10 protein-coding genes and 1 pseudogene are annotated in these 12,698 nt (G+C 46.3%); all 11 read left to right on the top strand.

Annotation, left to right across the window (positions count from 1 at the left end; translation table 11 throughout):
- Nucleotides 1-409 (top strand): annotated as a pseudogene (locus A3750_RS24245) (glyceraldehyde-3-phosphate dehydrogenase); the annotation flags it as partial.
- A 311-nt stretch (nt 410-720) separates the two neighbouring features.
- Entirely contained in the window at nt 721-2,064 is a 1,344-nt protein-coding gene (locus A3750_RS24240) for a Na(+)-translocating NADH-quinone reductase subunit A (RefSeq protein WP_068455331.1), read from the top strand.
- Nucleotide 2,065: 1 nt separating this feature from the next.
- Nucleotides 2,066-3,256, top strand: a complete 1,191-nt coding sequence (locus tag A3750_RS24235) for an NADH:ubiquinone reductase (Na(+)-transporting) subunit B (RefSeq protein ID WP_068455335.1) — start codon at nt 2,066-2,068, stop codon at nt 3,254-3,256.
- A complete protein-coding gene (locus tag A3750_RS24230) occupies nt 3,249-4,049 on the top strand; it encodes a Na(+)-translocating NADH-quinone reductase subunit C (protein WP_231871952.1) in 801 nt (266 codons plus the stop codon). The genes A3750_RS24235 and A3750_RS24230 overlap by 8 nt, the downstream gene beginning before the upstream one ends.
- 1 nt (nt 4,050) lies before the next feature.
- Entirely contained in the window at nt 4,051-4,716 is a 666-nt protein-coding gene (locus A3750_RS24225) for an NADH:ubiquinone reductase (Na(+)-transporting) subunit D (RefSeq protein WP_068455338.1), read from the top strand.
- The gene (gene nqrE / locus A3750_RS24220) at nt 4,716-5,327 is read left to right on the top strand and encodes an NADH:ubiquinone reductase (Na(+)-transporting) subunit E (protein WP_068465146.1); all 612 of its coding nucleotides are present in this window, start codon (nt 4,716-4,718) and stop codon (nt 5,325-5,327) included. The genes A3750_RS24225 and nqrE overlap by 1 nt, the downstream gene beginning before the upstream one ends.
- 33 nt (nt 5,328-5,360) lie before the next feature.
- Nucleotides 5,361-6,587 carry an NADH:ubiquinone reductase (Na(+)-transporting) subunit F gene (gene nqrF, locus A3750_RS24215; protein ID WP_068457084.1) on the top strand — a complete coding sequence of 409 codons (1,227 nt, stop codon included), beginning with the start codon at nt 5,361-5,363 and terminating at the stop codon, nt 6,585-6,587.
- Between the two features lie 89 nt (nt 6,588-6,676).
- Complete coding sequence (locus tag A3750_RS24210; protein WP_197466350.1) at nt 6,677-7,702, top strand: FAD:protein FMN transferase; 1,026 nt, start codon at nt 6,677-6,679, stop codon at nt 7,700-7,702.
- A 29-nt stretch (nt 7,703-7,731) separates the two neighbouring features.
- Nucleotides 7,732-7,965, top strand: a complete 234-nt coding sequence (nqrM, locus tag A3750_RS24205; protein ID WP_068458696.1) for a (Na+)-NQR maturation NqrM — start codon at nt 7,732-7,734, stop codon at nt 7,963-7,965.
- 69 nt (nt 7,966-8,034) lie between these two features.
- A complete protein-coding gene (sthA, locus tag A3750_RS24200) occupies nt 8,035-9,426 on the top strand; it encodes a Si-specific NAD(P)(+) transhydrogenase (protein WP_068454697.1) in 1,392 nt (463 codons plus the stop codon).
- A 186-nt stretch (nt 9,427-9,612) separates the two neighbouring features.
- A partial coding sequence (locus A3750_RS24195) for a hypothetical protein (RefSeq protein WP_156498913.1) occupies nt 9,613-12,698 on the top strand: 3,086 nt, incomplete at its 3' end.

The raw sequence follows: 12,698 nt of genomic DNA, 5'->3' as shown, positions 1-12,698 counted from the left end.
GGAGACCGGTGCTGCAAAGGCAGTTTCGAAAGCGCTACCTGAGATGGCTGGTAAGCTCACGGGTAATGCGATTCGTGTTCCTACGCCAAATGTTTCGATGGCTATTTTGAATCTTAATATCGAGAAAGAGGCGACTGCTGATCAGATCAATGAGTATCTTCGTGAGGTGAGTTTGCACTCTGATTTGGCTAAGCAGATTGATTACGTCAATTCTGAAGAAGTCGTTTCGAGCGATTTTGTTGGTAACCGTCGTGCAGGTATCGTTGATGCGAAGGCCACAATTGCAAATGATGGGCGTGTCATTCTCTATGTTTGGTACGACAACGAATTTGGTTACAGTGCTCAAGTAGTGCGTATCGCTAATCAGATGGCTGGAATTACCTATCCTTCTTTTCCCGCCAGATCTTAGACGTCTCGTTCTAGGCAAAAAAAGCCCGCTATGAGCGGGCTTTTTTATTGGTGTTGCAAGCTAACAAAGCATTGCATGTAGTGCATGATTGACTATAGTTTTGGCGTCGTGCGCCATAATGATGCTCTATTTTTCGTTATCTAGTAGCAAAATAGAGGACGCGTCTTTATAATTGGCGCGATTTTTTGGTTCACCTTCTCGTTACTTATAAGTCGGCGCGGCTGATTTCGTGCAAAGGGTTCTTGGATCCAATGGTATCCAAGGCAGAGGTAAGGTGGAAAATTCATTTTGTTTAAGCTTAGGCGGGATTAATGGTCAAAATTAATAAAGGCCTCGATCTTCCAATTACTGGTGCACCAGAACAAAAGATAGCGGACACAAAAACTGTCAGTCGAGTGGGTATTGTTGGTTTCGATTATGTCGGAATGAAGCCAACTATGGCCGTTGCGATCGGAGACAAGGTTAAGCGTGGTCAGCTACTGTTCGAAGATAAGAAAACCCCTGGGGTCATCTATACTTCGCCAGCGAGTGGAACAGTCGTTGAAATTAATCGTGGTGAACGACGTGTTTTTCAGTCTATCGTCGTAGAAATTGAAGGCGATGAAGCTGTTGAGTTTGAAAAGCACGATTCAGCATCATTTGATTCGCTTACACGCGAGCAAGTTGCCGAGAATTTGGTTAAATCTGGTCTTTGGACAGCTCTGCGTACGCGACCTTTTAGCAAAGTACCTGAGATCAACAGCGTTCCGAACTCGATTTTTGTTACAGCGATGGATACCAATCCTCTTGCTGCGGATCCCTCTGTTGTGATTGCTGAAAAGGCGGAAGCTTTTGCTCAAGGGGTTACGTTGCTGACTAAGCTTACTGATGGTCGCGTATTTGTTTGCTGCGAGCCGGGAAAAGAGCCAGATGTCCCTTCAAGTGCTCAGGTATCGATCGAGAAGTTTTCGGGCGTTCATCCAGCTGGAAACGCTGGTACGCATATTCATTACTTGGATCCAGTCAGTAGTGCTAAAACGGTTTGGAGTATTTCTTACCAAGACGTCATTGCGTTTGCAGAACTATTCAAGACGGGAACTTTGCCTTCAGAGAGAGTTGTCTCAATTGCAGGTGAGGGAGTGTCTAAGGCACGCCTGATTCGTACACAGCTTGGTGCTTGTGTGAGTGAGCTTGTTAAGGGCGAAGGCGATAACGACGCGTGTCGAGCGATCAGCGGCTCGGTGTTTGGTGGCCGCACTGCACGAGGTTCTGTTGATTTTCTTGGGCGTTACGCTTCTCAGATAAGCGTTATCCCTGAACCGCAAGAGCGAGAATTGTTTGGCTGGCTTTCTCCTGGTGCTAGTAAGTTTTCCGTAATGAATATTTACTTGTCAAAGCTACTTGGACGTAAGCAGTTTAGCTTCAATACGACTACCAATGGTAGTGAGAGAGCTATGGTGCCTATTGGTGCGTATGAAAGAGTAATGCCGTTGGATATTTTGCCGACTCAATTATTGCGCTCGCTCATTGTTGAGGATACAGAACAAGCTCAGTTACTTGGTTGTCTAGAGTTAGACGAAGAGGATTTGGCGCTCTGTACATTTGTATGCCCTGGTAAGTATGAGTATGGGCCAATCTTGCGAGCTAACCTAACTCGCATTGAGAAGGAGGGGTGATATGGGCTTACGCAACTTCTTAGATTCTATTGAACCGAATTTCCACAAAGGCGGAAAATACGAAAACTTTTACGCACTGTACGAAGCGGTCGATACGATCTTTTATTCGCCTTCTAGTACAACTCGCGCAAACTCCCACGTTCGTGATGGCGTTGATCTTAAGCGAATTATGATCACCGTTTGGATGTGTACTTTTCCAGCCATGTTTTTCGGTATGTGGAATATCGGGTTTCAGGCGAACTCTGCAATTGCTGCAGGGGCGTCCATACCAACCGATTTCCATAGTTTGTTATTCATTGGTCATGACCCTGCTAACTTATGGCACAACCTTGTATACGGGGCCGCATACTTCTTGCCAGTCTACGCAGTAACGTTCGTTGTTGGTGGGTTTTGGGAGGTCTTGTTTGCTTCGGTTAGAGGTCATGAGGTTAATGAGGGTTTCTTTGTTACGTCAATCTTGTTCGCATTGATCTGCCCACCTGACTTGCCACTATGGCAGGTCGCTTTAGGGATTTCTTTTGGTGTTGTCATCGGTAAAGAGATCTTTGGTGGCACGGGTAAAAACTTCCTGAATCCAGCGCTAACCGGCCGTGCTTTTTTGTACTTCGCCTACCCAGCTGAGATCTCGGGAGATGCAGTTTGGACAGCGGTTGACGGCTTCTCTGGTGCTACATCACTAAGTCTTGCAGCAAGTGGTGGTGCTGATGCAATTATTGCTGGCAATATCACTTGGTTGGATGCTTTCTTTGGGACCGTTCAGGGCTCAATGGGCGAGACGTCTACTTTAGCGATCCTGATTGGTGGTGCGGTGCTTTTGGCTACGCGTATAGCTTCGCTCCGAATTGTACTTGGTGTGTTTTTTGGTATGGTCGCGATGTCAACCTTGCTCAATATGGTTGGTTCGGACACAAATCCAATGTTTAGCCTGCCGTTTTACTGGCATTTTGTAATCGGTGGTTTTGCATTTGGTATGATTTTCATGGCGACAGACCCTGTTTCAGCATCTATGACGAATACGGGTAAGTGGTTCTATGGAGCCTTGATTGGTGTGATGACTGTACTTATTCGCGTCGTGAACCCTGCTTTCCCAGAGGGGATCATGCTGGCAATTCTATTTGCAAACCTGTTTGCACCCTACATTGATCATTTGGTCGTACAGGCGAATATCAAAAGGAGGTTAGCTCGTGTCTAGCAAAGAAACTATGGGTAAAACCTTCACAGTTGCTTTTCTTTTGTGTCTGGTTTGTTCGCTGATCGTGGCTGGGTCTGTGGTTGCGCTTAAGCCGATCCAGCAAGAGAATAAAGCGCTTAACCTAAAAGCGAATATTCTCGCAGCAGCCGGACTTTTACCTTCCGGTGCAAGTAAAGACGAGATCGAAGCTCAGTTTGAGAAAATCGACGCTAGATTAGTGGATCTCGATACTGGCGAATATGTAGATCCGAGTGTTGTAGGAAAGCAAACAGCCCTTGCTTATGATCAACGTAAAGCACAAAAGGATCCAAAGCTATCTGACTCGATTCCTAGCGAGGAGGACATTGCGAGCATAAAGCGTCGTGTTGACTTCGCCAAGGTGTATCTAGTTCGTGAAAATGAAGAACTGAAGACCATTATTTTGCCTGTCAGTGGATACGGTCTTTGGTCAACGCTACATGGTTTTCTTGCGCTTGAAGCGGATGCAAACACTGTAGTTGGTTTTGGCTTCTATGAGCATGCTGAAACACCGGGGCTTGGTGGAGAGGTTGATAATCCAAATTGGAAGGCCTTATGGCCCGGCAAGAAGGTGTATGACCTTGATGAGTCGGATGAGCCTAAGCTCGCTCTTCTCAAGGGAGCCGTTGATCGCTCTAAGCCTGATGCTGAGTACAAGGTTGACGGTCTTTCAGGAGCAACTCTTACGAGTCGTGGTGTGACTAATTTAGTTCAGTACTGGACTGGAGAGCACGGCTTTCAGAAATATTTGAATAAATTACGTCAGGGGGCATGAAGTGAGCACAGCATCCGCTAAAGAGGTTCTATTTGAGCCCGTATTTAGTAACAACCCTATTGCTCTGCAAATCCTTGGTATTTGTTCAGCGCTAGCGGTTACGACAAGCATGCAATTGTCGGTGGTTATGGGCCTTGCAGTCTGCACGGTTACTGGCCTTGCCAATCTTGCTGTTTCGTTGATTCGTAGCCAGATCCCTTCGAATATCCGAATCATTGTTCAGATGACGATCATCGCAACGCTTGTGATTGTTGTCGATCAGATTCTTCGAGCATACGCTTACGAAATTTCTAAGCAGCTCTCTGTTTTCGTTGGTTTGATCATCACAAACTGTATTGTAATGGGTCGAGCAGAGGCATTCGCAATGCAGAATGGTCCAGGAATGAGCTTCTTGGATGGTGTTGGTAATGGCCTAGGTTACGCTGTGATTTTGCTGTTCGTTGCTTTCTTCCGTGAGCTACTTGGCGCGGGCAAGCTGTTTGGAGTTGAGATCTTTGCAACTGTGAATGATGGTGGTTGGTATGTACCGAACGGCTTGTTGTTGTTGCCACCAAGTGCATTCTTCTTGATCGGTATCTTTATCTGGGCATTGCGCTCTTGGAAGAAAGATCAGATCGAAGCGCCGGATTATAAGATGTCAGCGCATCGTGTTAAGGAGGCTTTCTAATGGTTGAGCATTATTTGAGCCTGTTTATCAAGGCTGTTTTCGTAGAGAATATGGCTCTGGCTTTCTTTTTGGGTATGTGCACGTTCTTGGCGATATCAAAAAAGATTCAAGCAGCTATGGGGCTTGGCATTGCGGTTGTCGTCGTGTTGGCAGTTACAGTTCCAGTGAACAACTTGATCTATACCTACGTATTAAAAGAAGGTGCGTTGGCATGGGCAGGCTATCCTGAAGTTGATTTGAGCTTTTTGGGCTTGTTGACTTACATCGGTGTTATAGCGGCGCTTGTGCAAATACTCGAAATGGTGTTGGACAAATACTTCCCAGATTTGTACAACGCATTGGGCGTGTTTCTCCCATTGATTACCGTGAACTGTGCCATTATGGGGGCATCACTATTTATGGTCGAACGCGATTATAACTTTGGTGAGAGTTTAGTTTATGGTGTGGGAGCTGGCGTAGGCTGGGCTCTTGCGATCGTAGCGCTTGCAGGTATTCGCGAAAAGTTGAAGTATAGCGATGTTCCTGAAGGGCTCCGTGGCTTGGGTATCACTTTTATTACGGTGGGTCTTATGTCGCTTGGTTTTATGTCGTTCAGCGGTATTTCGCTGTAACTGTTAGTCGAAGAGGTTTAAAAGGGTAATCCCATGAATGCAGAACTCGTTCTAGGTGTTGTCATGTTTACCGTCATCGTACTAACGTTGGTAGCGGTAATTTTGGCAGCGAGAGCTAAGTTGGTTAGCTCCGGTAATGTTTCGATCATCGTAAACGATGATCCAAATTCAAAGATTGAAACGCCTGCGGGCGACAAGCTCCTACAAACCTTAGCATCTGAAGGCATGTTTTTGTCTTCAGCTTGTGGTGGAGGCGGCACATGTGCGCAGTGTAAGTGCAAGGTGCTAGAAGGTGGCGGCTCGATGTTGCCAACTGAAAAGACTCACTTCACTCGTCGCGAAGAAGCTGAGGGTTGGCGGCTTGCGTGTCAGGTTCCTGTCAAACAGGATATGAAAATCGAGGTCGACGAAGAAGTCTTTGGCGTTAAGAAGTGGGAATGTACGGTCGAATCGAATCCGAATGTTGCTACTTTCATCAAAGAGCTTACTTTGCGTCTACCAGAAGGTGAAAATGTTGATTTCCGAGCAGGTGGTTATGTTCAGCTAGAATGCCCGCCCCACGAAGTGGACTATAAGGATTTCGACATCGAGGAGGAGTACCGAGGGGACTGGGATAAGTTTAACGTTTGGCAGTACAAGTCAGTCGTTAAAGAAACAGTTATTCGTGCCTATTCAATGGCGAATTATCCCGAAGAAAAGGGTGTAGTTAAGTTTAATATCCGGATCGCCTCGCCGCCACCTGGGACCGACTTCCCGCCAGGGCAGATGTCGTCTTGGGTCTTTGATTTGAAACCAGGCGATAAAGTAACGGTTTATGGACCATTCGGCGAGTTCTTTGCTAGGGACACCGAAAACGAGATGGTTTTCATAGGCGGTGGTGCGGGAATGGCGCCAATGCGTTCGCACATTTTTGATCAGCTTAAACGACTTAATTCTAAACGTAAGATGTCGTTTTGGTATGGCGCTCGCTCTTTAAGAGAGATGTTCTATCAAGATGAATACGACAAATTGGCTGAAGAAAACGATAACTTCGAATGGCATGTAGCACTCTCAGATCCTCAGCCGGAGGATAACTGGGAAGGTTACACTGGATTTATCCATAACGTGCTGTTGGAAAACTATTTGAAGGAACATCCAGCCCCAGAAGACTGTGAGTTTTATATGTGTGGGCCACCTATGATGAACGCCGCAGTGATTGAAATGCTCAAAAATCTCGGAGTGGAAGATGAGAATATCATGCTCGATGATTTCGGCGGATAGCTCAATCTAAAGAATAAAATGCCAGACTTTGTTCTGGCATTTTTCGTTTTAGCGGGGAGATTTTTCCGATTTTTTTGGGAGGAATGAGTTTGGGTTTTAATTTTATCAGCCGGTTTGTGGTTGTTGCCTCATTTGTCGTGCTTGCGGGATGCTCAAGCGAGCGGACTGTGCATGCGTTTCAAGGTGCGATGATGGGGACGACATACACCGTGACGTTGGTCGAGGGTGGAGAGCCAAATTTCCAAGATGAACGTGTGCTAGATGAAGCTGAGTCTCTGTCGGTCCAAGCATTAGCTCGTGTTGATAAGGCCTTGTCGACCTATAAAGATGACTCTGACTTGATGCGTTTTAATCAATCGGCTGTTGGCTCTATTTATGAAATGGGCGACGAGATGGCGGAAGTAACTTTGCTCTCTCTTGAGATGCGTGATGCGTCTCAAGGGTTCTTTGATCCAAGTGTGGGAGCATTGGTCTCAGCATGGGGGTTTGGTGCTTTTTCTCAGGATGTGCCTCCTAATTCTGAGGAGATTAAAGCGTTGATGGCGCAATCGGGAATGCGTTTTGTGAGATTGATTGACGATACACGAATTCAAAAATTGGGTGAGGGGTTTATAGATTACTCAGCAATTGCCAAGGGTTATGCGGTTGATAAAGTCGCTGAAACTTTGCACTCACTTGGGTTCAAAAATTTTATGGTAGAGGTTGGAGGCGAGGTCAGAGTTTCTGGCCATAACGCAGAGGGCAATCACTGGCGCCTTGGTATCGAACAACCTGATATTCTTCGACGAAAAGCGTATAATATCGTTCATATAAGTGATGTTTCGATGGCGACTTCAGGTGATTATCGAAACTTCATAGATGGCCCTGATGGGCGCTACTCCCACACAATCAACCCTAAAACAGGGTATCCCGTTTCTAGTCAGATCGCTTCTGTTTCAGTGATCATGAAGGATTGTGCAAGCGCTGATGCGTGGGCAACAGCTTTGTTGGCGATGGGGAAGAAGAAGGCTCTGTACATAGCTCAAGAGCAAGACTTGGCCGCATTTTTTATATTTCGAGAGAAAGACGGTTTTAGCTCCCGTGCAACGATAAAGATGCTTAGTTACATTCATTAAGTAGCTTCAATGTTTGAGAGGTTTTAGCGATGGAATTATTTTTGGTTGTTTTTGCCTTTATGGCGGTTTTGATTACTTTGATGGCTATTGGCGTGATCTTCAACAATAAGCCGATTAGTGGTTCATGTGGGGGTATGAGTGCATTGGGTATGGATGTCGCGTGTGATATTTGCAAGGGCGATCCGGCCAAATGCGACAAAGAGTCAGATGAGGCAGGCAAAGGTAAGACTAGTTTGGCCTATGAGGCTGAGACCAAAGTCTAAAGTTAGTCTATGCTAAAAAATGATATAAGTTGTTGAATTGTAAATTTAAAATAGAAGGAAAAGCGAAGTATGGCTGAGTATCGCTACGATGTAGTTGTTATTGGTTCGGGCCCTGCCGGAGAAGGTGCGGCGATGAACGCCTCAAAACATGGGAAGCGCGTAGCGGTCATTGAAGAGAAGCAGGTTGTCGGCGGTAACTGTACGCATTTAGGTACGATTCCGTCGAAAGCACTTCGTCATTCGGTAAAGCAGATCATCACGTTTAACACGAATACGATGTTCAGGGATATCGGAGAACCTCGCTGGTTTTCTTTTCCGAGAGTCCTAAAAAGCGCCGAAAAAGTTATTTCCAAACAGGTTAAATTACGTACCCAATTTTACGCTAGAAACCGAATTGATCTGTACAACGGTCGTGCATGCTTCTTGGATAAGAACAAGATTGAGGTTTGCGGGGGGCAGTCGAATGACATCTTAGTTGCTGAGACTGTGATCATTGCGAGTGGTAGCCGTCCTTATAAGCCTGCAAATGTCGATTTTAGCCATCATCGTATTTATTGCAGCGACTCCATTCTTACTCTTAATCACACTCCGCGAACGATGGTGATTTACGGTGCCGGTGTTATCGGCAGCGAGTATGCCTCTATTTTTGCAGGCCTTGGCGTTAAGGTGGATCTGGTTAATCCAGGAGAGAAGTTATTGTCTTTTCTAGATGATGAAATTTCCGATGCGTTGAGCTACCACCTTCGTAACAACGGTGTGCTTGTTCGGCACAACGAAACGTATGAGTCGGTCGTTGGTACGGATAAAAACGTTGAAGTGACGTTCACATCTGGTAAGAAGATTAGGGCGGATGCGTTTCTTTGGTGTAATGGTCGTAGCGGAAATACGGACCATATGGGTCTGGAGAATATCGGACTGAAACCGAACTCTCGTGGCCAGCTAGCAATTGATGATCATTACCGCACTGAGGTAGAGGGTGTCTACGCGGTTGGTGATGTGATTGGTTGGCCAGCACTCGCGAGCGCAGCATATGATCAGGGCAGGGCGTCTGCTTCGGCGATGGCTGAAGACCGGTATTTTCGATTTGTTGATGACGTGCCAACGGGGATATATACAATTCCCGAGATTAGCTCTGTTGGAAAGACGGAGCGCGAGCTCACCGAAGCGAAAGTTCCTTATGAGGTTGGGCAGGCGTTTTTTAAGGATTTGGCCCGCGCCCAGATTACAGGTGAGGCTGTAGGGATGCTCAAAATATTGTTTCATCGAGAAACGCGTGAGATTCTGGGTATCCATTGTTTTGGGGACCAAGCGGCTGAGATCGTGCACATCGGTCAGGCGGTTATGAATCAAACTGGCAAAGCAAATAATCTTGATTATTTCATAAATACAACCTTTAACTACCCCACTATGGCTGAGGCATATCGTGTCGCGGCATTGAACGGTCTAAATAGAATCTTCTAATCTGTGACCGATAAAGAGACGTACATCGCATTGCTTGAAGTACGTCTCTTACTCAAGCGTCTAGTAGTTCACGCTTCTTACGCCCTCTAATTGTGCCGTTCTAGCGCATTATGTAGCATTATCAAAGCCTTTAGCTCCATAGCGTTTGGAGTGTTTTCTCGCGAGTAAATGGAATAGACCTCTTCTATGCTTCAAAGCGTTCTTAGCGTACTTAAATTCTCTTTTGTCGTTGTCGCAGCGACGTTACTTTTGGCATGTAATGGCGGTAGCTCGGACGTTGTTCGTTTAGCTGATGAAACCGTGTTAATTGAGAAACCAGATCTCAAGCTTAACGTAAACGTGGTGAAAGGTCCGATTGCGGGCGCAAAGGTTGATTTTTACAAGGTCGATCTTGAGAGCGGCGCTTTTGGCGACTTATCTCGGGCGTCGGAATACTTCTTCGATCTTCTCTATGACTTGGGCGTGGTTTATCAAGACGGCAACCTCCAGTTAAGCACTTTGAGTGATGTAGAGGTTCTCAGCGCGCTAAGTCGAATTGCTGCGCAAGATCAGCTTGTCGGCGGCATTCATGATTTAAAAAGCGATATAGATGCCGCTGGTTCTGTAACTGTTGCTGTGCAAATCCTTGAGTCATTTGTGACGTCTGAGACAAATAGTTTTCACAAAGACGCAGTTGCCGAGATCATTGCAGTGTATGCAAATCTCGCAGATATCAAATCGCGAGTGGCGAGTATTCCAACCGTGCTGGACGAGCTACACCAGGCTCTTGATGATAACTCTGATAAGATTTCGTTTGAGCGCGTTGAGTCAATAGCTCGAGCTTTTTCAGGTTTTGAAACTGATTCGGTGAAGCTAGCGGGTTGGAGTGAATTCTATAACGAGATGAATGCTCTTAGAGTCGCTTCCTTATCCAAAACGGAGATAGCATCTAGAATTGACCAGATTTTTGATGAAGCTGAAGAAAAAGGCTGGTTCGATACCGATCTTGTTGCTCGGAATCAATTGGCTGATCTTGAGTCTCGGGTCGACACGGCTGCAGATATTTTTGAAGTTCAAACGCTGATCGAGGACGCCTACGTTTATGAGGGTAACGCAGAGCTCAAAGCTGCACTTCTAGTTTTGCGAGAGGATACGATCACTCCGCTTGATGCAGTAGAATTGTTAAGGAAAAAAGAGTCGTTGGTCAAATGGCCTATTACGGATTTGTTAAGCAGCCAGTCAACATTAGATGGCGTTTTTGCTCAGTTTGTTGCTGATTTTCGCCAGCGTTTCCCTCAAGCGATTCGAACGGCCTATGTGAGTGATGAGCTCGATGCGAGCAATGGCAAACCAATTAATTGGATCGCTCAGAGGACGACTGACGAGACAGCGTCGATTCCAAGTATAGATTTTGGCCAGTTGAAAGGCTTGATTTATATTGAGTCTGATTTGCGGGAGGGTATCGATTTAAGCTCTGGGGTGCGGCCTCCTGTTGAAAAGTTATCAGCGCTTATTCGTCTAGAGAGTGTTAGAGGTGCAAGTGATAATGCACTAGAGGATAGCTCAGCGAGATTTTTTGTAGGCGATGAGCCCCTTAGGTTTCCGGAAGGGGATCTCGTGAAGCGAGCCGACGATGTGCGCCTCACGGATGATTTGAGGCTCGTACTGGAGACTGCGCAGGCGGTCTCTCCGACTCGTTCCGTTAGCTTAGTGTCGGACGTTTCGGTTCACGCGGCCATGGAAAGAATGCTGCTTAATGATCGTTGGATTGATCTATTTGTGGGTTCTGACGGGCGAGAACTTGACCTGATCGATTTCGAAGGTTGGGTTTACGAAGAGGTTGATCAATTATCGAAAAGCCTGGCCTCAAGCTTTTCTAGTACTTCGCAGGAGTTAGATCTCGCGCCTTTAAGATCAAGTCTGATTCTTACGAGTGAATCGTTACTTGAGCCTCAGAGGCAGAACTTTATAGCGCTAAACAGGTACCTCAATGAGGTGCTAGCTTCGACACTAGGGCTTCTTTCTGAGACATCGGCGCTTTCATTTGAGACGGTGTTGGCCAATTTTTACAAGGACATTGCTGACAATGAATTAGACGGCAAATATGGCAACGAGCCTGTCTATAGTGACGACTTCTATCCCTCTGTTGCAAACCGTATCAAGGTTTCACCTAGTGAGCTCTCAGTGGTTGGTACATCAAGGCCTATTTCTAGAATCGTCGATGAGTTGAAGCTTGAGTTCACTAAGGTTCTTGCCGACAAGTCGGTTGATGATGTGAAGCTCTCGGGAGCGGATTTTTCGTTTGGCGCTCCGGTTGGCGGAGTAGATACAGACGGCGATGGTGTTCTTGATAATTCGGACGCATTTCCCTTGGATCCAGCTCGCTCAGTCGCTGATTTTCCAGTTGACTACAAAGGGCTTACGTCTATCAACGTTGGATCCATCGCATCGATCTACGCACCGTTTTCCGGTGAGCTAGCTCTATCGGTAGCATTAGAACAAACGAATGGCTCATGTTCAGTTGACCCTTGTTTAGGTTTAGGAAATCTTGCGACGGCTATTACCGCTAACTGGGTAGTGTTGCAAAGCCCTCCGAATAGTCGGCTTTCGATAAGCGAGATAGACGAAGCAAACTCAATTGGGTTTGAGTTTTCTGCAGATCGACCGGGTGAGTACAGATTGCAAGGCATTTTTACGACTTCTGAAACACCGGTGCGTGAACTAAAGGCATCCTTCTCAATCTTTGTGCCTAGTCTCGCGGATTATACCTTCGACGTAGATCCAAAGCCTGTCGTTCTGGGAGGCAACTCAAATGTTGTTATACAGAGCTCTCCCGCGCTTTGTGCCGCGTATTCTGTATGTAGTGGAATAACAGTAGGAGACTTTCTACCTCTCTCGCTTTTAAACGGAGATCTTTTTACGCGTTGGAGTGATCGCAATAAACAGGGTGTTAGTGCAATGCAAACGGGCGCCACTAACTCTCTTTCTATTGAATATGGGAAAGAGTATGAGCTTTTTGTGACAAGTTCCGGATCCAACGAATCGAAGAGCATTCTATCCATCGTTGCCGGCGTCGATAGCGATAGTGACGGCGACGGTGTTGCAGACAGCGATGATGCTGTTCCCGGAGATGCCGCATGTAGTTCTTTGGATGAGACTATCTCTTTTGGTGAAGCGCTAGGGCAGGGCGCAGGTTTAGTAGATACGTCAGGCCTTCGCCGGACGCCTTCTTTAAGAGTATGTCTGTCGACATTTAAGACGGATCGCGGATTAACGACGCCAATCCATTCAGA

The organism is Oleiphilus sp. HI0079, from assembly GCF_001635105.1.
Note: the sequence above shows the minus strand (reverse complement) of the source record. Positions and strands in the feature narration are given on the sequence as shown.

What these genes read in the sequence shown, in the direction of transcription:
- A3750_RS24240 (WP_068455331.1), top strand. Translation starts at nt 721, where the DNA reads ATGGTCAAAATTAATAAAGGCCTCGATCTTCCAATTACTGGTGCACCA.
- A3750_RS24235 (WP_068455335.1), top strand. Translation starts at nt 2,066, where the DNA reads ATGGGCTTACGCAACTTCTTAGATTCTATTGAACCGAATTTCCACAAA.
- nqrE (WP_068465146.1), top strand. Translation starts at nt 4,716, where the DNA reads ATGGTTGAGCATTATTTGAGCCTGTTTATCAAGGCTGTTTTCGTAGAG.
- nqrF (WP_068457084.1), top strand. Translation starts at nt 5,361, where the DNA reads ATGAATGCAGAACTCGTTCTAGGTGTTGTCATGTTTACCGTCATCGTA.
- nqrM (WP_068458696.1), top strand. Translation starts at nt 7,732, where the DNA reads ATGGAATTATTTTTGGTTGTTTTTGCCTTTATGGCGGTTTTGATTACT.
- sthA (WP_068454697.1), top strand. Translation starts at nt 8,035, where the DNA reads ATGGCTGAGTATCGCTACGATGTAGTTGTTATTGGTTCGGGCCCTGCC.